Below are 20,345 nucleotides of genomic sequence, written 5' to 3'. Positions count from 1 at the left end.
CTGGGAGGGCGTCATGGCCACCATCACCATCGACAAGGTCTCGCGCTGGTTCGGCAACGTGGTCGCCGTCAACGACGTCAGCATGGCGATCGGCCCCGGCATCACCGGTCTGCTCGGGCCGAACGGCGCGGGGAAGTCCACCCTCATCCACATGATGAGCGGCTTCCTCGCCCCCTCCGCCGGGGCGGTCACGCTGGACGGCGCGCCGATCTGGCGCAACCAGGAGGTGTACCGGCAGATCGGGCTGGTCCCCGAACGCGAGTCCATGTACGACTACCTGACCGGCTGGGAGTTCGTCCTCGCCAACGCCGAACTGCACGGCCTCGCCGACCCGGGCGCCGCCGCCGGGCGCGCGCTGGCCCTGGTCGAGATGGAGTACGCCCAGGAGCGGCGGACCGGCACCTACTCCAAGGGCATGAAGCAGCGCGTCAAGATGGCGTCCGCGCTGGTCCACGACCCGTCCGTGCTGCTGCTCGACGAGCCGTTCAACGGCATGGACCCGCGCCAGCGGCTCCAGCTGATGGAGCTGCTGCGCCGCTTCGGCGCCGACGGCCGGACGGTGCTCTTCTCCTCGCACATCCTGGAGGAGGTCGAGCAGCTGGCCCGGCACATCGAGGTCGTGGTGGCCGGCCGGCACGCCGCCTCCGGGGACTTCCGGAAGATCCGCCGGCTGATGACCGACCGCCCGCACCGCTACCTGGTCCGCTCCAGCGACGACCGGCGGCTCGCGGCTGCCCTGATCGCCGACCCGTCGACGGCCGGGATCGAGCTGGACCGGCAGGAGAAGGCACTGCGCGTCCAGGCGGTCAACTTCCAGGGCTTCACCACCCTGCTGCCGAAGGTCGCCCAGCAGGCCGGCATCCGGCTGTACACCGTCGCACCGGCGGACGAGTCGCTGGAGAGCGTCTTCTCGTACCTCGTCTCCGCCTAGGGGCCGTCCGACGGACGATCCCTGGGCGCCCGAGGGCGCGGACGCGTAGCACCCACCCGGAACCGGACCCCAGGAAGGCCGACCACACCATGAACCCGACCGTCGCCAGGCTGACGCTGCGCGGCCTGCTGGGCCGCCGCCGCGGCGTCCTGCTGCTGGTGGTCCCCGCCCTGCTGCTGCTCGTCTCGGCGATCGCCAGCGGATCCAGCGGGGACAAGCACGACCTGACCGTCACGATCCTCGGCCGGCTGGGCCTCGGCACGCTGCTGCCGATCCTCGGCCTGGTCGTCGGCACCGGCGCCATCGCCACCGAGATCGACGACGGCTCGATCGTCTACCTGCTCGCCAAGCCGCTGCCCCGGTGGAAGATCATCACGACCAAGCTGGTGGTCGCGGTCGGTACCACCTGGGCGTTCGCGGCGATCCCGACGCTGCTCGCCGGCCTGCTGATGTACGGCACCGACGACGGGCTGGCGCTCGGCTACACCGTCGCCACGCTGGTGGCCGGGGCCGCGTACAGCGCGCTGTTCCTGCTGCTCGGCGTGGTCACCCGGCACGCGGTGGTGGCCGGGCTGGCCTACGCGCTGATCTGGGAGTCCCTGATCGGCAACTTCGTCGAGGGCGCCCGGACGCTGAGCGTCCAGCAGTGGGGGCTGTCGCTGGCCAAGGCGGTGGCCGCGGACGGCGCCGTCACCGCACCGGTCGGGCTCGGCGTGGCGGTGCCGATGCTGCTGGTGCTCACGGTGGCGGCGACGGTGCTGGCCTCGGTGAAGCTGGCCGGGCTGACCCTGGCCGCCGAGGAGTAGCCCGCGGCGGCAGGGCGCGGCCGGGGCCTCAGAGCGTCCGGTTGCGCCCGGCGCCCCAGCCGGCCACGCCGACGACGGCGGCCAGCACCAGCATCAGTGCCAGCGGGGTGGTCCAGTCGCCGGTCAGCTGGTGCAGTGCCCCGGCGCCGACCGGCCCGGCCGCCGCCACCAGGTAGCCGACCGCCTGCGACATGCCGCCCAGCCGGGCGGCGCCGGCGGCGCTGTCGGTGCGCAGCACGATGAAGGCGAGGCCGAGGCCCAGCGAACCGCCCTGGGCGACGCCCAGGATGGTGGCCGACACCCAGGCGCCGGGCACCGGTGCGATCAGCAGGATGGCGATGCCGAGCGCGTTCAGCGCGGCCATCGCCACCGCCAGCCCCCGCTGCCGGGTCATCCGGCCGGCCAGCAGCGGCACCAGGAAGGCACCGGCCACCTGGACCAGGTTGGAGAAGGCGAAGACCAGGCCGGCCTCGCCGCGGTCCATCCCGTGGTCGGCCAGGATGGTCGGCATCCACGCCACCAGGGTGTAGACGAGCAGCGACGAGATGCCCATGAAGAGGCTGATCTGCCAGGCCATCGGGGTGCGCCAGATGCTGCCTGCGGCTGCCCGGGCCGCCGCCGGGCGCTCCTGCTCCGAGGCCTTCGCCTTCGCCGTCGCGGACGCCGATGCCGAGGCCGGCGCCGGCGCCGGCGCCGTGCCCCTGCGCCCGTTCGCGGTGCGCAGCACCTGCGGCAGCCAGGCCACAGCGGCGACCAGCGCCGGCAGCGACCAGGCGCCCAGCGAGGCCTGCCAGCCGCCGCCGAGGGCGTGCTCCAGCGGCACCGACGTGCCGGCCGCCAGCGTCGCGCCGACCAGCATGGTGGTCGAGTAGACGCCGGTCATGGCCGCCGCCCGGCCCGGGAACTCGCGCTTCACCAGGCCCGGCATCGAGACGTTCAGCACCGCGATCGCCACGCCGATCACCACGCACCCCGCGTACAGCGCCGCCACCGAGGGCAGCACCCGCACCAGCACGCCCGCGCCGAGCACCAGCACCGCGCCGAGTACCACCCGCTCGGTGCCGAACCGCCTGGTCAGCCGGGGGGTGAGCGGGGCGCCGACGCCCTGGAAGAGCACCGGCACAGTGGTGATCAGACCGCTCGCGGTGGCGGAGAGGCCGAAGGTCCGCTGGATCTCGGCGACCATCGGCGAGATCGCCGCGAGGCAGGCGCGCATGTTGAGGGCGACCAGCAGGATGCCGGTCAGCAGCAGCGCGGGGTGGGCCAGCCGGCTGCGGACGGGGAGCGGGGAGGTGGTGACAACCGGCTGCGGGGCACGGGTGACTGCCATGGGGCGTGCTGCTCTTTCGTGAAACGTGAAACGTGGAACCGGGGAGGCGGACGGCGGAAGGGGCGGTTGCCGCTTACTTCCGGGCCGCGATGGCCGCGAGGAGCTGCTCGACGGCCGCGGTCGGCTCGGCGAGCAGCGCGCGACACGCGCTCTCGGCGCGGTCCGGGTCCCCGCTCTCGATCGCGTCCACCAGCGCCTCGTGGGTGGCCACGACCACCTCGGGCATCTCGTGGTCGCCGAAGGCCGTGCGCATCGACTCGCGCACGGAGGCGCCGAAGTAGCGGTACACCTCGGCCAGCGCCGGGTTGTGCGCGGCCTCGACGACGGCGGTGTGGAACTCCAGGTCGTGCTCGACGGTCGCCTCGCGGCCGGCCCGCTCGGGGTGCGACGCGATCACCTCGGCCTCGCGGGCCAGCGCGGCCCGCATCCGGACGATGTCCTCGGGGGTGTGCCGCAGCGCGGCCAGCCGGGCCGCCTCGGCCTCCAGGGCTGCCCGGACCTCCAGCACGTCCCGTACGCCGGAACGCTGCACGCCCCGCAGGACGGAGGCCGGGTCGCTGGTGCTGCGAACGAAGGTGCCCTCGCCCTGCCGGGAGACCAGCATGCCGGCGTGCACCAGCACCCGGATCGCCTCCCGCACCGTGTTCCGCCCGACCCGCAGCCGCTCGGCCAGTTCGTGCTCGGTCGGAATCCGCGAGCCGACCGGCCAGGCCCCCGCCGCGAGCTGCTCGCGCAGCTGGTCGATGGCGGTGTCCACCAGGGAGCGCCGCCCGGCGGCCTGCAACGTGTCCTGGCTGTGGCCGGCTGCGGTCATGGCGGAGCTCCCTTCAGGTCCTGGTCGTCGGTCATCCTACAACCGATTGCCCGGTCATCCTACAACTGCCCCGCGACCTGCCCGGGAACCGTCCGGGCCGTCCCGGCGTTGCTCCCGACGACTTCGGTCCACCCCTATACGAGGAGAGCGCCCGCATGGTGTTCAAGAAGCTGCTCGGTGCCCTGGGCGTCGGCGGTCCCGGCGTCGACACCGTTCTGACCACGCCGGTGGTGCAGCCCGGCGGCACGCTGCACGGGACGGTCGAGCTGACCGGCGGGACGGTCGAGGCGGACATCCGGGGGATCACGCTGACGCTGGTCGCGCGGGTGGAGATCGAGCACGAGGAGGGCGAGAGCACCGGGCTCTACCCGTTCGCGAAGTTCTCGGTGACGGCCCCGCTGGTGCTGGCGCCCGGGGAGAACCGGTCGATCCCGTTCGCCGTCCAGGTGCCGTGGGAGACGCCGGTGACCACCGTCGCCGGGCAGCGCCTGCACGGCATGCAGCTCGGCGTTCGGACCGAGGTGGACATCGCGGGCGCGCTCGACAAGGGCGACTCCGACCCGCTGGAGGTCGAGCCGCTGCCGGTGCAGCGCCGGATCCTGGACACCCTGCTCCAGCTCGGCTTCGGGTTCCGCTCGGCCGACCTGGAGGCCGGCCACATCCGCGGGACCGGGCAGACGCTGCCGTTCTACCAGGAGATCGAGTTCTCCCCGGCGCCGCAGTACGCGCACTCCTGCAACTCGCTGGAGGTCAGCTTCGTCACCACCCCGCACAAGGTCGAGGTGGTGCTGGAGGCGGACAAGCGCGGCGGCCTCTTCGGGCACGGCGGCGGCGACGTGATCCGCACCCACGTGGTCGAGCACGGCCAGGCCGGCGAGGACCTCACCGGCCTGGTCGACGGCTGGATCCGCGCGGCGCTCTGAGCCGCCCGAGTCGGAGCGGGCCGGCGGCGGTGAGGGTGTGCCCCGCGGACCGGGCCGGGTCAGCCGACCTGGTCCGCGGGGTACGTCCTATCCGTAGGAGACGTTGCTGCAGATGTCGTCGTCGGCCGAGCGGGCCTCGTTGACCACCTCGCTGGGCAGCGGGGCCGGGGCGCTGGGGGCGGCGCCGGCGGCGGGGGCCGTGGTGGCGTTGGCCGCCGCGTAGTCCTTGCCGAGGACGAGGCTGATCCCGGCCGCCGAGGTGGGGGTCAGGGCGGCGCCCGGGAACATCGCCGCGACCTTCTCCGCGTTGGCCTTCTGTCCGCTGCCGTACTCGACCGTGGTGGTCGCCTTGTTGGTGTTCTTGGCGGTGGTGACGCCGGTGACGGTGACCTTGGCGGCCTTGAGCGTGTCGGCGGCCTTGGCGGCCAGCCCGTTCGCGGTGGTGCCGTTGTAGACCGCGACCTTGACCGGGGTCTCCACGGCGGGGGGCGCGGGCGGCGCGGCCGGGGTGGTCTCGGGCGCGGCGGCCGGGGTCTGCGGGGCGTCCTCCTGCTTGCCGGTGGCGTCCTGGCCGTCGATGGTCCGGTCGGCCAGCAGGGTCTTCCAGAGGTTGTCGACGGCCGGGTGGACCAGGTCGATCCGGGGGCCGTTGTAGCGCCACGGCGTGGTGAGGAACTTGACGTCGTGCAGGTCGATGTTCTTCATCGACAGCGCGAAGTCCATGAGCTTCTTGGCCGAGTCCAGGCCGGGGTCGACCGTCATCGACTTGGTGGCCGCGTCGGCCAGCGGCAGCAGCGTGGTGGGGCTGAGACCCTCGCCCTTGACCTTGGCCATCATCGAGGCGAGGAAGGCCTGCTGGCGCTTCATCCGGCCGACGTCCGAGTCGTCACCGATGCCGTGCCGGAGCCGGACGTAGTCCAGCGCCTTCTGGCCGGAGACCTTCTGCTTGCCCTTGGGCAGGACGAGCTTGCCCTTCTTGCCCAGATTGGGGTTGATGTTCCCCTCGTAGATGTCGTTGGGCAGGCAGACGTCGACACCGTCCACGGCCTGGGTCATCGCCGCGAAGCCCTCGAAGTTCACTTCGATGGTGTGGTCGACCCGGATGCCGGTGAGCTTCTCGATGGTGTTCTGGGTGCAGGCCGGGTTGCCGGTCTCGGTATTGCCCACCGAGAAGGCGGAGTTGAACATCTGCCCGGGCTGCTCCTTGGTCCACTTCCCGTTCGGCAGCTTGCACGGGGGGATGGTGACCAGGGCGTCGCGGGGGATCGAGATGCCCACCGCGTGCTTGTGGTCCGCGTAGACGTGCAACAGGATCGTGGTGTCCGAGCGGGCGCCGTCCTCGTTGCCGCCGCCGAGGTCGCTGTTGTTCCCGGCGCGCGAGTCGGAGCCGATCAGCAGGACGTTGACCGGCTTGTTGCCGTTGGCGTCGGCGACCGCCTCCGGCGGGCGGTCGGTGGCGATGGCGTCCGCGTCGAAGGACTTGATGTTGCCGTTCAGCTTGTAGTAGATCGCGCCGCCGGTGCCCGCCAGCACCACCAGGGCGCCGGCCACCGACCAGGCCACGATCTTCTTGACGTTCCGCTTCGGCTTTCGGCTGTTGCGGGCGGCCGCGCGGCCGCCCGCCGGGGCGCCGTCCGCCCGCCCGCCGTCACCCCGGCCGCCGTCACCCCGGCCGCCGTTGGAACGCCCGCCGCCCTGGCCGCCGTCGGGCCTGCCGCGGCCGCCGCCCTTGCCCTGGGCCGCCCGTCGGGCCTCGGCCCGGCCGCCGGGCCGGGGTGCGGGGACGCGCCCGCCCGTCTCGGCCGGCCGCTCGGTGCGCACGCCGCCACGCGACGTGCCGGCGCCCTGGGAGCCGCCGCCGCGCGGCCCGGCGCTGCGCGGGGAACCGCCGCCGCGCGAGCCGTTCTCGGCGCGCCGCCGCCCGTCCGCCCCCGACGTGCTCTCGTCCCACTGGCCTGACATGCGCGTACCTCTCAGCGGCGGAAGCAGCAATCCTGTACGTGTCCGGGGGCACGGCCCGGGTCCGCCGGGAGCACCGCACAGGAGCACCGCACCGGGAGACGCGGAGCTTCAGCGGAGCATACAAACTCTTTCTGTGACGGTCAGCATCCGGGTGCCGCCGGAACAATTCGTGACCGGATCCGCCCCCGCCCCGGCCCCCGCCGGACCCCCGTGGTTCACCCCGCCGGGTAGAGCCGCTCCAGGACGGCCGCGACGCCGTCCTCGTCGTTGCTGACGGTGACCTCGTCGGCGACCGCCAGCAGCTCCTCGTGCGCGTTGGCCATGGCGACGCCGTGCGCGGCCCAGCCGAACATCGGCACGTCGTTGGGCATGTCCCCGAAGGCGATGGTGTCGGCGGCCTTCACGCCGAGGCGGCGGGCGGCGACGGCCAGCCCGGTGGCCTTGGAGAGTCCGAGCGGCAGCAGCTCGACGATGCCGGCGCCCGCCATGACGACGCCGACCAGGTCGCCGGCCACCCTGCGGGCGACCTCGGCGAGGCCGTCGTCGGTCAGTCCGCGGTGCTGGACGTACAGCTTGCCGAGCGGGGCGGTGAACAGCTCGTCCTTGTCCACCCGGACCACCGGCAGGTCGGAGCCGATCAGCAGCTCGTAGCCGGGGCCGGCCAGCACCTTGCCGTCCAGGCCGTCCTGGTTGGCGGCGACGGCCAGCGGCCCGGTCTCCGCCTCGATCCTGGCGATCGCCACCGCGGCCAGCCGGCGGTCCAGGGTGAGCGAGGTGAGCAGTTTGTGCGCGCCCGCGTCGTAGACCTGGGCGCCCTGGCCGCAGACCGCTATACCGCGGTAGCCGATCTCGTCGAAGACCGGCCGGGCCCAGGCGGCGGAGCGGCCGGTGACGATGATGTGCAGCGCCCCGGCGCCGGTGGCGGTGGCCAGCGCGGCGCGGGTCCGTGCGGAGACGGTCTCGTCGCTGGTCAGCAGGGTGCCGTCGAGGTCGGTGGCGACCAGCCGGAAGGGCAGGCCGCCACCGTCGGCGAGGGAGACGGGGCTGGGGCTGATGCTGCTCATGGGCCGTGCGTCTCCCGGGAGTTGCTTCGGGCGGTGGTGCAGGTGGTGCGGGTGCTGCGGCGGTGCCGGTCCTGCCGGGGCTACTTGACCGGCGGCAGGACGGAGCGACCGCCGAGGAAGGGACGCAGCGCCTCCGGCACGACGACCGAGCCGTCGGCCTGCTGGTGGTTCTCCAGGATCGCCACGATGGTGCGCGGGACGGCGACCAGGGTGCCGTTCAGCGTGGCCAGCGGGCGGACCTTGCCCTCCTCGCGCATCCGGATGGAGAGCCGGCGGGACTGGTACTCGGTGGTGTTGGAGGTCGAGGTGACCTCGCGGTACTTGCCCTGGGTCGGGATCCACGCCTCGATGTCGAACTTGCGCGCGGCCGAGGAGCCGAGGTCGCCGGAGGCGACGTCGATCACCCGGTAGGGCAGCTCCAGGGCGTTGAGGAAGTCCTTCTCCCACTGGAGCAGGCGGCGGTGCTCGTTCTCGGCGTCCTCGGGCGAGGTGAAGACGAACATCTCCACCTTCTCGAACTGGTGGACGCGGATGATGCCGCGGGTGTCCTTGCCGTAGGTGCCGGCCTCGCGGCGGAAGCAGGACGAGTAGCCGGCGTACCGCAGCGGCAGCTTCTCGGCGTCGATGATCTCGTCCATGTGGTACGCCGCGAGCGGGACCTCGCTGGTGCCGACGAGGTAGCGCTCCTCCTCCGGGAGGAAGTACACGTTCTCGGCGGCCTGGCCGAGGAAGCCGGTGCCGTCCATGGCGGCCGGGCGGACCAGGGCCGGGGTGATCATCGGGGTGAAGCCGGCCGCGGTGGCCTGGGTGATCGCCATGTTGACCAGGGCGAGCTCCAGCAGCGCGCCGACACCGGTCAGGTAGTAGGACCGCGCGCCGGCGACCTTGGCACCGCGCTCGGTGTCGATCGCGCCGAGGATCTGCCCCAGCTCGACGTGGTCACGGGGCTCGAATCCCTCGGCGGCGAAGTCGCGCGGGGTGCCGATCTCCTCCAGCGTGACGAAGTCCTCCTCGCCGCCGACCGGGGCGGCCGGGTCGATGAGGTTCGCCAGCGAGCGGAGCAGGCGCTCGGCCTCCTCCTTGGCCGCGCCCTGCTCGGCGTCGGCGGCCTTGACCTCGGCGGCCAGCTCCTTGGTGCGCTGGAGCAGGGCGGTCTTCTCCTCGCCCTGCGCCTTGGCCACCTGCTTGCCGAGCGTCTTCTGCTCGTTGCGCAGTTCGTCGAAGCGACTGCCCGAGGACCGGCGCCGTTCGTCGGCGGAGAGGAGGGCGTCGACCAGGTCGACGTCCTCGCCACGGACGCGCTGCGAGGCGCGCACTCGGTCAGGGTCCTCACGGAGCAGGCGAAGGTCAATCACGGGCCCAAGCCTACCGGGCGGGGGCCCTTCCACCGGTACGGGTTTTCCCCTGGGGATAACTCACCGGAGCCTGTGGATAACTTCTGTGGGGAACTCCGCCTCCGGGGGTTATCCACAGGCGGGCCCGGCGGGCTGTGGACGGTCGGGCCTCGGGGGTGGCCGGCGCACGCAACCAAGGAATTGAGGTGTCAAACCTCATTTGACCTTCCCGGGTGAGGGAATTGAAGCACTCGGACGGGTGATTTGCTGGCACACGGGTGACTCTGGTCCGATTAGTCATCTCTGCGACGCTAACCGCTGATCCGACCGAAACGGGCAGTGGCTATACCGGTTTGTCGACTCGTCCCCAGGGCTGTGGATAACTTTGGGCTGTGGACAGCGGGCGGCCCTGTGGACAGCCGGTTCCGGCGGTGAGGGCCCCTGTGGACGACGGGCGGACGGCGGGTGCGGTCACCCCTCCCGCCGTCCGGGCGGGGTCGAAAACGGTCGGAAAAGGTCAGGAAGACAAAAGCCGACGGTCAGATGTCGCCGGGGCCTCAAATGTCGCCGCGGCCGTCGAGGCAGCGGGAGAGCCAGTCGGCCGCCTCGGTGAAATCGGTGTCCGAGGTCCCCGGCCGTTGGTGCTCGGAGACCTGCTGGTCGGCCCGCGGATAGGAGCCGAGGAAACGCACCTGCGGGCAGATCCGCTTGAGGCCCATCAGCGCCTCGCTCACCCGCCGGTCGGCGAGGTGCCCCTCACAGTCGATGAGGAAGCAGTAGTTGCCGAGCCCCTCCCCGGTCGGCCGGGACTCGATCCGCATCAGGTTGACCCCTCGCACCGCGAACTCCTGGAGCAGCTCCAGCAGCGCACCCGGGTGGTCGTCCGGCAGCCAGACGACCATCGAGGTCTTGTCGGCGCCGGTCGGCGAGGAGACCCGGCCGGGCCGGCCGACCAGGATGAACCGGGTGGTCGCGTTGGCCGCGTCGGCGATGTCCTTGACCAGCGGGTCCAGGCCGTAGATCGGCGCCGCGAACTCACCCGCGAACGCGCCGTCGAACCGTCCCTCGGCGACCTGCCGGGCGCCGTCGGCGTTGGAGGCGGAGGACTCCCACTGCGCGTCGGGCAGGTTGGCGGCCAGCCAGCGGCGCACCTGCGGCTGGGCCACCGGGTGGCTGGTGACGGTCTTGATCCCGGCCAGCTCCGTCCCGGGCCGGACCAGCAGGGCGAAGGAGATCGGCAGCAGCACCTCGCGGTAGATCATCAGCGGGGTGCCGGAGGCCAGTTCGTCGTTGGTCGCGGTGACGGCGCCCTCGACGGAGTTCTCGATCGGCACGAACCCGCCCGAGGCCTCGCCGCCGCGCACCGCGTCCAGCACCAGCGGCACCGAGGCCAGCGGGACCAGCTCCCGCGTCGCCGCCTCGGGCAGGGTGCGCAGCGCGGCCTCGGTGAAGGTGCCCTCCGGGCCGAGGTAGGTGTAGCGGGTCGCCGACATGCCGCGCCTCCATGCGAAAGGGTTACCGGAGCACGCCACCTTAACCATTTCGCCGGCTCCCCACGGGGGTGTTCCGGTCCGTGGGAAGTTGACGGGCGGGGCGGGGTGCCACGGGGCGTGCACGCCGACTCCCGGCCGCTCGGCGGGGCGTCGGGAGTCGGACGGCGGAGTCGGCGGGCGGGGGTTTCGCGGGCACGCCCCCGGGTGGCTCGTCCCGGCGTGGACGGGCGCTACTCCAGCAGTGTCTGCCCCACGTACCCGTTCTCCGGCGCGCCCGGCGGGACGGCGTACAGGCCGCTCGCCTCGTGTCGCAGGAAGCGGGAGAGGCCGTCGCCCCGGGAGAGCTTGCGCTGCACCGGGGTGAAGCCCTTGCGCGGGTCGGCCTGGAAGGCGAGGAAGAGCAGCCCGGCGTCCGGCGAACCGTCGGCCAGCAGGCCGTCGTGGTACGAGAAGCCGCGCCGCAGCATCGCCGCGCCGCCGTTGGCGGCCGGCGCCGCGACCCGGATGTGCGCGTCGGACGGGATCGCCAGCGAGCCGTCGGAGGCCTGCGCGGCCAGGTCGGCGGGGGTGAACTCGCTGCTGCCGGGGGCCGCCGAGAGCGGGGCGCCGTCCGACTTGCGCCGCCCGATCACCCGCTCCTGGCGGTCCAGCGGCAGCGCCTCCCAGTTGTCCAGCAGCATCCGGATCCGCCGGAACACCAGGTAGGAGCCGCCAGCCAGCCAGGCCGGCTGGTCGCCGCCGGCGGCGCAGAACACCTTGGCGGCGAAGTCGCCCTGGCTCGGCTTGGGGTTGTTGGTGCCGTCGATCTGGCCCATCAGGTTGCGCCCGGTGATCCGGTGCGTGGCGGCGCCGGGGGTGCGGGCGAAACCGGCCGCCTGCCAGCGCAGCGCCGCCGTACCGGTCGCCTGACGCTGGAGCACCCGCAGCGCGTGGACGGCGACCAGCGCGTCGTCGGCGCAGATCTGGACGAGGAGGTCGCCGTCGCCGCGGGCCGGGTCGAGGGCGTCCGCGGGGAAGGCGGGCAGCGGCTCCAGCGCGGCCGGGCGGCGGTCGGCCAGCCCGGCCTTGTCGAACAGGGTGGCGCCGAAGCCGAAGGTGAGGGTGAGCGAACAGGGGCCGGCGTCCAGCGCGACCTGGTTCTCGCACTCGTCGGCAGGCTCGCCGACGGCCAGCCGGGCGGCCGTCCGGGACCAGCGCTGGAGCAGCGCCCGCAGGGCGTCCCGGCCGGCCCCGCCGGCGAGGTCGAAGGCGGCCAGCTGGACTCGGGCCTGCTGCGGCTCGACGATGCCGGCCTGATGTTCCCCGTGGAACGGCAGCCGCCCCGCGCCGAGGGTGGGGCCGGCCGCGGCGGGCGCGGCCGTCGGGGCCCGGTCCAGGGCGGCCGCGCCCGCCGCCCCGGCGCTTGCCCCGGCCACCAGCCCGGCCCCGGCGGTGCCCAGCAGGGCCCGGCGGGTGACGCCGCCGCGCGGCCTCCGGCCGGCCTCTCCCGCGCTCGCGGCGCTCTCCGTGCTCTCCGTACCCGTCGTGCCGTCCATCGCGCTCACCCGATCTTCAGCGGTTTGATCTCGGTGGTCTGGTCGATGTCCGAGGAGCGGACCTGCACCGACACCACCCAGTTGCCGGCCAGCGGCAGCTGCGCGGTGCCGCTCCAGCGGCCGGTGCCCTCGGCGGTCAGGGTGACCGGCAGCGGGCCGAGGTCGCGGTCCGGCAGGGTGAAGGCGAGCTGCACCTCGGGGACGTCGACCGGCTGTCCGTCCGCGCCGTCCAGCCCGAGGTGCACCTCGTTGGCTCCGGTCCGGGCCGGGTTGAGGGTGACGGTGGCGGTGCCCTTGGCGTTCGGCGTGCGGCCCTTGGTGTCGTAGGGGAGCTTCAGCTCCAGGGTCCGGCCGGGCACGGTCTGCGGGGCGGGCGTGCCGCCCGGGGCGGGTGCGGTGGCGGGGGCACCGGCCGCGACCTCGCCCGCCACCCGGCCGGGCGGCGAGTTGGTGAGCATCGTGGTGACCACCAGCACGGCCACCGCGACCAGCGCCTCGACCAGGACGGAGCGGCGCAGCCCGGCCCGGGTCGGGGTGAGCCCGCGGTCGCGCCCGGCGCTCTCCCGGGCGGCCTGCTGGCGGGCCAGCTGGGCCTGCCGGACCGGGTCGTCGGAGTGCGCGGCCACGGCGACCGGCTCCGGCGCCTCGGCCGGCGCGACCGCCACCGCCTCCTCGGGGGCGGCCCGCAGCCGGGCCAGCCACGAACGGGAGGTCCAGGCGACGCCGAGCATCGCGACCACGCAGCCGGTCTTCACCAGCAGCAGCCGCCCGTACTCGGTGCCGGTCAGCGCGCCCCAGCTGCCCAGGCCGCGCCAGGACTGGTAGATCCCGGTGGCGGTGAGCACGGCGACCGCGGCGAAGGCGAGCCTGGAGAAGCGGTCGGCGACGTCCGCGCCGATCCCGTGGCGCAGGCCGACCAGCAGGGCGGCCAGGCCGCCCAGCCAGAGCGCCATCGCGATCAGGTGCAGCACGCCGAGCGGCAGGGCCAGCCAGACCTGGATGCCCACCGCGGCGTGGTCGGCGCCGACCCAGGTCGCCGAGAGGGCGACCGCCAGCACCAGCCCGGCCACTCCGAGGCCCAGCCGGGCCTCGCGCAGCGGCCGCTCGGCGGCGCGCTGCTCCAGTTCGCGCAGCTCCGTCTCCTCGGCGTCCTCCGTGCCGGTGCCGGTGCCGGTACCCGTGCTCGCGGCCGAGGGACCGGTGGTCCGCTGCGGCTGCCCGAGCTGGCCGACCAGCAGCGACAGGAACACCCCGCTCGCCGCGAGCAGCAGCAGCCGGGCGGCCAGCGCGGTGCCGATCCGCTCGTCCAGCGTGGCGCGCACCAGCGACAGGTCGAGGGCCTGCCCGACCCCGGAGCCCCGCTCGTACGGGCCGCGCAGCATCAGCACCGCGACGGTGGAGACCAGCAGCGCCACCCAGCCGGACATCAGCAGCCGCTGGACCGCGCGCTGCGCCGCCCCGGCGGGCCAGCAGACCAGCACGAACGCGGCCGCGCCGGCCAGCAGCGCGAACGCCCCGTACGCGACGGTCCGGCCGGCGCCGTAGAGGGCGGCGACCACGCCGTCGGCCTCGGCGCCGCTCAGCGCGGTGGCGGAGACGGAGGTGTCCGAGGGCGCGCCGACGGAGAAGGTGAACGCGCCGCCGATCGGGTGCGAGTCCTCGGAGACGGCCCGCCAGGCCACCGTGTAGGTGCCGTTGGCCAGCCCGCTGTTCAGCCCGACGCGCGCGGTGTTGCCCTTGCCGTCGGCGTGCGCCGGGCTGCCGGTGTCGACCGCCTTGCCGGCCGGGTCGAGCACCCGTACCGAGTCGCCGGAGAGCGACACCGACTCGCTGAAGGTCAGCGTGACGGTCTGCGGCGCGGTGGCGACGACCGAGTTCTGGTGCGGGTCGGTGGACTCCAGGGTGGCGTGCGCCGAGGCCGGTCCGGCGCCGGCGAGCATCAGCGCGAGGACGGCGCCGAGGGCGCCGAGCAGCCCGGCGAGTCTGCGGCGGGTGGTCTGCGGCAACGCGGCCTTCAGCATCTCGCGGGTCCCTTTACTGCTGGCCGGGGCGGTAGGTGAGCTCCTTGACCGGCACCTTGACCGAGATGGTGCCGGTCCGGGCGAAGGTCAGGTCGAGCTCGAGTTCGTCACCGAGGACGGGGGCCTTCTGCCATCCCATGATCATGAGGTGGCTGCCGCCGCGGGAGAGCTGCAACGCGCCGTGCGCGGGGACGTCCAGACGCTCGACCTGCTCCATGGTGGAGGCGGTGGAGCGGTGCATGGTGACCGAGCTGGCGGCCGGGCTGGAGACCTTCACCAACTGGTCCCCGCCGCCGTCGTTGCGCACGGTCAGATAGCCGGCCGCCATCCCGCCCGCCGGGGGCAGCGGGATGTAGGAGTCGGCGACGCTCAGCCTGGCCGGCCCGTCGGCAGCTGCGGCGGCGCCGTCCTGGCCGCCCGCACCGCAGGCGACCAGGATGGCGCCGCCGCCCAGTGCCGTCGCCAGCACCGCGCCCGCGAGCGCCGTCCGCCGGAAGCCGAGCACGCCGGTGCCCTTCACGCCGGGACCCCCTTGGCGAGCAGCGGGAGGTCGTGCTCGTACGTCTTCTCCTCGGTGCCGCTGAGGTAGAGGACGTGCGCCTTGTCGTCCGAGGGCAGGAAGGCCAGCACCTGCGCGCCGTGGGTGGAGGTGACCGTGCCGTCGGCGTTGACCACCGGGTCCTCGATCATGATGCCGAGCGACTTGGCGGCCGTCTTCACCTTGGCGAGGTCCCCGGTGAGGCCTATGAAGTCGGTGCCCATCGAGTCCAGCCAGGTGCGCAGCACCTGCGGGGTGTCGCGCTGCGGGTCGGTGGAGACGAAGACGACGTTGACCTTCTGCCGCTCCTCGGCGGAGAGCTTCTTCATCGCCACGCCGATGTCGCCCATGGTGGTCGGGCAGACGTCCGGGCAGCTGGTGTAGCCGAAGAAGAGCAGCGTGGTCCTGCCGTTGGTCTTCTGCCGCAGGTCGTACGGCTGGCCGGCGGTGTCGGTCAGCCGGAGGTCGGGCTTCTCGAAGTTCTTGCCGAGCACGGTGCCCTCGTAGGGCGAGTCGGCCTTCTGCTGGGTGACCTTGGCGGGGCTGGTGCCGCTGCCGCCGTCGGAGCCGCAGGCGGTCAGGGTGAGGGCGGCGGCGAGGGCCACGGCGGCGGCGCCGGCCAGGCGGGTGGTGCGGGGGGTGCGGGCCATGGGGGATCCGATCGTGCGCGGTGGATCACCGGCGGGGCCGCCCCCGGGTACGGGTGCGGCGCGGGGACGGCCCCGCCGGTGCGAGGGGTCAGGAGGCCGAGCCGCCGCTCCTGCGGCGCAGGCCGAGGATGCCGAACGCGGTGCCGATGACGCCGACCACGATGCCGACCACGCCGAGGACCCGGGCGGTGGAGTCACTGGACCTGGTGGAGCCGGCGGCCTCGTCCTTGGCGCCGTCGTGGCCGTGGCCGTCGGCGGCCGGGGCGGCGGAGGCGGTGACGCCGTGGCCGTCCTCGGAGGTGGCCTTGGTGAGGGCGAGTACGGGCGCGGGCTTGGCCGGCTCGGGCTGGCCGTCCTTGGCCTCGTCGATCCAGCGGACGACGTCGCCGTTGTCGTAGCTCTGCAGCGCCTTGAAGGTCAGCTTGTCGGTGTCGGTCGGCAGCGGGCCGAGCGAGACGCGGAACTCCTGGAACTGGCCGGGGGCGATCTTGGTGCCCGCGTCGGCGGTCCAGGTGATCTTGGAGACGGCCTCGTTGACGTCGTTGCCGTGCACCTTGATCGGCTTGTCGAGCTTGGCCTTCTCGACGGTCGCCGTCCAGCCCGGCATCGGGAGGGTCCGGACGGAGGCCAGCGGGTGGTCCAGCGGGAGGTTGACCTCCAGCTTCACCGTCGAGGCGGTGTCGTTCTCGTTCGGCACCCGGAAGTCGACGGCGGTGTAGCCGCCCTGCGGGGCGCTGCCCGGGTTCACGGTGACGTGCGCGAAGGCCGGGCCGGCCAGGGCCACGACGGACGCGGCGGCGGTGATGGCGACGGCGGCGATACGACGGGCGGGAAGGGAACGCATGATGGCGGGGTCTCCGTTCGGAGGCTCGGCGGCAGGCCCGTTGCGGGCACGGTGATCCGTGCGCCGGCAGGGCCGCGCGGCGTGGGGACGAGAGGGGGGAGGCCGCTGACCGCGCGAGGGTGCGGGTACGGCTCTGCTGGCGCGTACACCCGGGGCCCGGAGCGAGTGGGCGCTCCGAGGACGGCGGGTCAGTACGCGAGCGCCCCGAACGGAGGGCCGCGCCGCACCACGCTGTGCCGCAGCGCGGCACCGGCCGGCAGCGGGCGCTCCCCGCCGCGCGCGTCGAACCGGCGGGCCGGGCCACCGGGCGTGCCGAGCAGGCCGCGCAGCAGGACGGCGGCCAGTGCGAACGCCGTCCGCAACGGCGTCGCCCAGTGCTCCCGGGCGGCCGCGGCGGTGATCCGGACCAGCCGCCAGAGCGCGGCCTCGCCGCGGCGCAGCCACCAGCCGGCCACCAGGGCGGCGGCCAGGTGGCCCGCGAGCATCGACGGTGTCATGCCGAAGAGGCCGCCCTGCCACCAGGGCGCGACGGCGTACGCCTGCGGGTCCAGGCCCGCGCTGGAGACCAGCTGCTCGGCGGACGGGTTGCCGGGCAGACCGGCCAGCGTGCCGGGGCGGGCCTCGTTGCAGATCAGCCGGCCGGCCACCTGCGGCAGAGTCAGCGGCCCGGAGCCGCCGTGGTGCATGCCGGCCATGGCGCCGGCCGCCGCGGTGGCGTGCCCGCCGAACGCGTGGAAGAGACAGTGCAGGCCGAGCTGGCCCGCGCCGAGCGCACCCGCGATGGCGGCCAGCGCGCGCTCCCGCCCGCCGAAGGCCACCGCGAGGACGAGGACGGCCGCGAAGCCGGTCGCGAGCGCGGCCGGGGCCACGTTCCCGCCGCCGGCCAGGGCGTGCCCGGCGGCCGCGATCAGCGTGCAGACCAGGGCGAACGGCACCGCCCGCGCAAGCCGCAGATCCCAGGCGGCGTCCCCCACCGGCGCGTCCGGTGCGAGGGCGCCCGGGTGCGGGGCGGCGGCGAGGGCAGTCATGGCGGGGCCCATCATCTCATCGCCCACAGGGGGGACACGGGCAGGGTGGGAAATCCCTACGAATGCCCCGTTCGGCCCCGGCGTGCGACCCCCGGTGTGCGCCGCTCGGCACAGTCCGGGGCCCCAGTCCATCCGCCGATCGGGCGGTGGCGGACCTTCGGTACGGTTCGCCGCCGGATCGCCCGGAGATACCTAGTTGTATGTGGAGCCGCAGCCAGGAGGGACCTCCCGTGGACATCTGGTGGACTCTGCACCTCAAGCGCGACCCGGCCAGCGTTCCGCTGGCCCGGCGCATCCTGCTCGGTGCGATGGCGACGGCGGGCGTCGACCCGCAGGTCGCCCACGACCTCGGTGTCGCCCTCAGCGAGGCCTGTGCCAACGCCGTCGAGCACGGCGCCGGCGGCCGTCCGGACGAGGGCTTCCAGGTCACCGCGTCGATCAACGGCGACCTGCTGCGGATCGAGGTGACCGACTCCGGGCCCGGCGTCTCCGCCCCTGCCACCGGCCCCGCCGCGCCTGCCGCGCCTGCCGCCTCCGCCGCGCCTGCCGCTGCCGGACCGTTTCCGCTGCGGCGGCCGGCCGCCCCGCCGGCCCGCCCCGCGGTGGCCGGCCGAGGGCCCCGCCGCAGCCGGCGCGGCCGGGCCAGCGTCCCCGGGCCGGTCCTCACCGCCCACCGCCCCCGCCGCGAGGGCCGTCCCTACGACACCCACGTACTGCCCTGCCGGCCCCCGGCCCCCACGCTGCGCCCGGTGGACCTCGACACCCTCCCCGACCTCACCGCCGAGTCCGGCCGCGGCCTCTTCCTGATCCACGCCCTCACCGACCACGTCCAGCTGCGCAACCACCCGCTGCGCGGCGCGATCGTCAGCTTCGACAAGATCCTCAAGTGGCAGGACGACGCCCTCCTCCGGGCCTGCTGATCCCCGGTACGCCGAAGGGGTACGGGCGGCGCGCCCGTACCCCTTCTCCTGTTGCCGACCGGGGTCAGCTGTGCGCGCCGGCCTTGCGGCGGCGCAGGACGAGCAGGGTGCCGGCACCCGCGGCGAGCACGGCGGCGCCGCCGAGGGCGATCGGGAGGGTGTTGGAGCTGGAACCGGTCTGGGCCAGCTGCGGACCGGCGGCCGGGCTGGTGGCGACCTTGGCGGCACTGGTGGCCGGGGCGGGGGTGGTCGCGGCACCGGCCTCGGCGACCTTGAACTCACCCTCGTAGTAGCCGTAGAACTGGGTGCAGGCGTTCGGCTTGTTGTTGGCCGGGGTGGGCACCTTGTCGTTGTCGAACGCGTCCGAGCCGGAGTCGTAGTTGGCTCCGTACTTCCCGGCCGGGGCCTTGGCGGTGGCGGCTATCCGGACCTGGACGGTGTGCTTCTCGCCCTTGGCCAGCTTGAAGTCGGGCACCAGCATCGCGCGGTCGTCGAGCTTCGCGGGCTTCCAACCGGATCCGCTGTTCAGCTGGACGTCGAAGAACTCGGTGCTCCACTGGACCGGGCGGTCCCCGTCGAATTCGTCGGTGACATAGAGGGAGTTGTGGACGGCGGGCAGGTCGACGCCGCTGTTGTTCTCCCAGGTCACGGTGATCTCGGCGGCCGGGCCGCCCTTGACCAGGGTGGTGCCGTACAGGCCGGTGCCGGTGACCTTGAGGAGCGAGCTCTGGTACACCCCACCGTGGCAGCGGTCGTTGAACGTGGGCGTCGGCGCAGGGCTGGTCGGCCGGACGGTGGGCTTCGCCGTGGCGGTGGCCGACGGGGTGCCCGTCGGGGAGGCGCTCGGGGAGCCGGTCCCCGTCGCGGTGGCCGGCTTCGTGCCCGTCGGGGTCGGGGTCCCGGTCGGGGTGGGCGTGGCCGAGGTGGTCGCGCTCGGGCTCGGCGAGATGGCGGCAGCGCCGGCGGTGGCCGTGCCGACGGTCGCGCCGAGGGAGAGCGCGAGCAGCGTGGACGTGGCCAGTAGGCGGGAAGAGCGCACGATCTTTGCCCCCATTGAGGTGAATGATGTCTCTTTATGCGCGACTTGACGCCTGGTTGTGATCACCGGCGGTGCGCAGGAGCGGCACCCTATCGAGGGGTGGGCGCCGGGCTTCGGCTGGGGTGGCCGGAAGGGATCTACGGTGGCGCGATGGGTGCGGTGGGCGAGTGGGATCTGCGACGGCTGCGGGTGCTGCGGGCGGTCGGTGAGTGCGGCACGGTGACGGCGGCGGCCGAGCGCCTCTGCCTGTCGCCGTCGGCGGTCTCGCAGCAGGTGTCGGCGCTCGCGAAGCAGCTGGGCGCGCCGATGCTGGAGCCGTACGGCCGGCGGGTCCGGCTGACCAGTGCGGCGCGGCTGGTGCTGCACCACGCCGAGCTGGTGTTCGGGCAGTTGGAGCGGGCCGAGGCGGAGCTCGCCGGGTATCTGCACGGCGAGGCGGGCGAGGTGCGGGTCGGCGCGTTCGCCACCGCGATCGGCGGGCTGCTCGTGCCGGCGATCGCCCGGCTGCGCGAGGCGGCACCCCGGCTGGGCGTGCGGGTGGTCGAGGCGGAGGCGGCCGGGGCGTACGGGCTGCTGGCGGCGGGCGACGTCGACCTGGCGCTGTCGCTCGCGGTGCAGCCGGCCGGCGGCGACCCGCGGTTCGTGGAGTCGGTGCTGCTGAGCGACCCGCTGGACGTGGCGCTGCCGCCCGGCCACCCGCTGGCCGGCGCGCCGGGGCTGCGGCTGGCGGATCTCGCGGGCGAGCCCTGGATCTACGGCGCCGCCGGGCCCTGGCGGGAGATCACGCTGGCGGCCTGCGCGGACGCCGGGTTCAGGCCCGAGCGGGCGCACACCGCGGCGGACTGGACGGCGATCCTGGCGATGGTCGCGGCCGGCCTCGGGGTGGCGCTGGTGCCGCGGCTGGCGTCGGCGGGGCGCGGGGGCGGGGCGGTGGTCCGGGCGCTGCCCGCCGACCTGCCGACCCGCCGGGTGGTCGCGGCGGTCCGGGCCGGGACGGAGGCGACGCCGCCGCTGCGCCGGGTGCTGGCCGCGTTGGTCGAGGTCGCGGCGGCCGTTCAGTCGGAGTGAACGGTTTGCTCAGTTCTTTGTGATGGACCTGACGAGTGGGCCGGG

Annotated in this window: 18 protein-coding genes; 5 read left to right on the top strand and 13 right to left on the bottom strand. The window is 74.1% G+C overall.

What is annotated here, in order from left to right:
• Nucleotides 1-13 precede the first annotated feature (13 nt).
• The gene (locus OG286_RS19425; RefSeq protein ID WP_396322830.1) at nt 14-931 is read left to right on the top strand and encodes an ABC transporter ATP-binding protein; all 918 of its coding nucleotides are present in this window, start codon (nt 14-16) and stop codon (nt 929-931) included.
• Between the two features lie 89 nt (nt 932-1,020).
• Complete coding sequence (locus OG286_RS19420) at nt 1,021-1,737, top strand: ABC transporter permease (protein WP_405360736.1); 717 nt, start codon at nt 1,021-1,023, stop codon at nt 1,735-1,737.
• A 28-nt stretch (nt 1,738-1,765) separates the two neighbouring features.
• On the opposite strand, the gene OG286_RS19415 is transcribed toward OG286_RS19420, so the two are convergent.
• The gene (locus OG286_RS19415; protein WP_396322828.1) at nt 1,766-3,067 is read right to left on the bottom strand and encodes a CynX/NimT family MFS transporter; all 1,302 of its coding nucleotides are present in this window, start codon (nt 3,065-3,067) and stop codon (nt 1,766-1,768) included.
• Between the two features lie 73 nt (nt 3,068-3,140).
• A complete protein-coding gene (locus OG286_RS19410) occupies nt 3,141-3,881 on the bottom strand; it encodes a FadR/GntR family transcriptional regulator (protein ID WP_396322827.1) in 741 nt (246 codons plus the stop codon).
• A gap of 155 nt (nt 3,882-4,036) precedes the next feature.
• On the opposite strand from OG286_RS19410, the gene OG286_RS19405 reads away from it, so the two are divergent.
• Nucleotides 4,037-4,804: a sporulation protein gene (locus OG286_RS19405; RefSeq protein WP_396322826.1), complete on the top strand. Its 768-nt coding sequence runs from the start codon at nt 4,037-4,039 to the stop codon at nt 4,802-4,804.
• An 87-nt stretch (nt 4,805-4,891) separates the two neighbouring features.
• On the opposite strand, the gene OG286_RS19400 is transcribed toward OG286_RS19405, so the two are convergent.
• From OG286_RS19400 to OG286_RS19355, 10 genes are all read right to left on the bottom strand, one after another.
• Nucleotides 4,892-6,766, bottom strand: a complete 1,875-nt coding sequence (locus OG286_RS19400; protein ID WP_396322825.1) for an LCP family protein — start codon at nt 6,764-6,766, stop codon at nt 4,892-4,894.
• Nucleotides 6,767-6,981: 215 nt separating this feature from the next.
• Nucleotides 6,982-7,830, bottom strand: a complete 849-nt coding sequence (locus OG286_RS19395; protein WP_396322824.1) for an HAD family hydrolase — start codon at nt 7,828-7,830, stop codon at nt 6,982-6,984.
• 80 nt (nt 7,831-7,910) lie between these two features.
• Nucleotides 7,911-9,185, bottom strand: a complete 1,275-nt coding sequence (serS, locus tag OG286_RS19390) for a serine--tRNA ligase (protein WP_396322823.1) — start codon at nt 9,183-9,185, stop codon at nt 7,911-7,913.
• Nucleotides 9,186-9,721: 536 nt separating this feature from the next.
• Nucleotides 9,722-10,657, bottom strand: coding sequence for a prephenate dehydratase (pheA, locus tag OG286_RS19385; RefSeq protein WP_396322822.1), 936 nt, complete (start codon nt 10,655-10,657; stop codon nt 9,722-9,724).
• 230 nt (nt 10,658-10,887) lie between these two features.
• A complete protein-coding gene (efeB, locus tag OG286_RS19380; protein WP_396322821.1) occupies nt 10,888-12,192 on the bottom strand; it encodes an iron uptake transporter deferrochelatase/peroxidase subunit in 1,305 nt (434 codons plus the stop codon).
• A 5-nt stretch (nt 12,193-12,197) separates the two neighbouring features.
• Complete coding sequence (locus tag OG286_RS19375) at nt 12,198-14,213, bottom strand: FixH family protein (RefSeq protein WP_396322820.1); 2,016 nt, start codon at nt 14,211-14,213, stop codon at nt 12,198-12,200.
• 13 nt (nt 14,214-14,226) lie between these two features.
• Complete coding sequence (locus OG286_RS19370) at nt 14,227-14,733, bottom strand: copper chaperone PCu(A)C (protein ID WP_396322819.1); 507 nt, start codon at nt 14,731-14,733, stop codon at nt 14,227-14,229.
• Entirely contained in the window at nt 14,730-15,401 is a 672-nt protein-coding gene (locus OG286_RS19365) for an SCO family protein (protein ID WP_396322818.1), read from the bottom strand. The genes OG286_RS19370 and OG286_RS19365 overlap by 4 nt, the downstream gene beginning before the upstream one ends.
• An 88-nt stretch (nt 15,402-15,489) precedes the next feature.
• Nucleotides 15,490-16,245 (bottom strand): YcnI family protein, encoded by a 756-nt coding sequence (locus OG286_RS19360; protein WP_405365609.1) that lies wholly within the window; start codon nt 16,243-16,245, stop codon nt 15,490-15,492.
• Between the two features lie 188 nt (nt 16,246-16,433).
• The gene (locus tag OG286_RS19355; RefSeq protein ID WP_396322816.1) at nt 16,434-17,273 is read right to left on the bottom strand and encodes a hypothetical protein; all 840 of its coding nucleotides are present in this window, start codon (nt 17,271-17,273) and stop codon (nt 16,434-16,436) included.
• Between the two features lie 230 nt (nt 17,274-17,503).
• Between OG286_RS19355 and OG286_RS19350 the strand changes: the two genes are divergently transcribed.
• Nucleotides 17,504-18,193 carry an ATP-binding protein gene (locus tag OG286_RS19350; protein WP_396322815.1) on the top strand — a complete coding sequence of 230 codons (690 nt, stop codon included), beginning with the start codon at nt 17,504-17,506 and terminating at the stop codon, nt 18,191-18,193.
• Nucleotides 18,194-18,257: 64 nt separating this feature from the next.
• Here the strand turns inward: OG286_RS19350 and OG286_RS19345 are convergent, their stop codons facing one another.
• Entirely contained in the window at nt 18,258-19,247 is a 990-nt protein-coding gene (locus OG286_RS19345) for an LAETG motif-containing sortase-dependent surface protein (RefSeq protein WP_396322814.1), read from the bottom strand.
• A 144-nt stretch (nt 19,248-19,391) separates the two neighbouring features.
• On the opposite strand from OG286_RS19345, the gene OG286_RS19340 reads away from it, so the two are divergent.
• Nucleotides 19,392-20,300, top strand: coding sequence for a LysR family transcriptional regulator (locus tag OG286_RS19340; protein WP_405366068.1), 909 nt, complete (start codon nt 19,392-19,394; stop codon nt 20,298-20,300).
• The last annotated feature ends 45 nt before the right edge of the window (nt 20,301-20,345 follow it).

Source organism: Kitasatospora sp. NBC_00039, from assembly GCF_045160625.1.
Classification (GTDB): Bacteria; Actinomycetota; Actinomycetes; order Streptomycetales; family Streptomycetaceae; genus Kitasatospora.
Note: the sequence above shows the minus strand (reverse complement) of the source record. Positions and strands in the feature narration are given on the sequence as shown.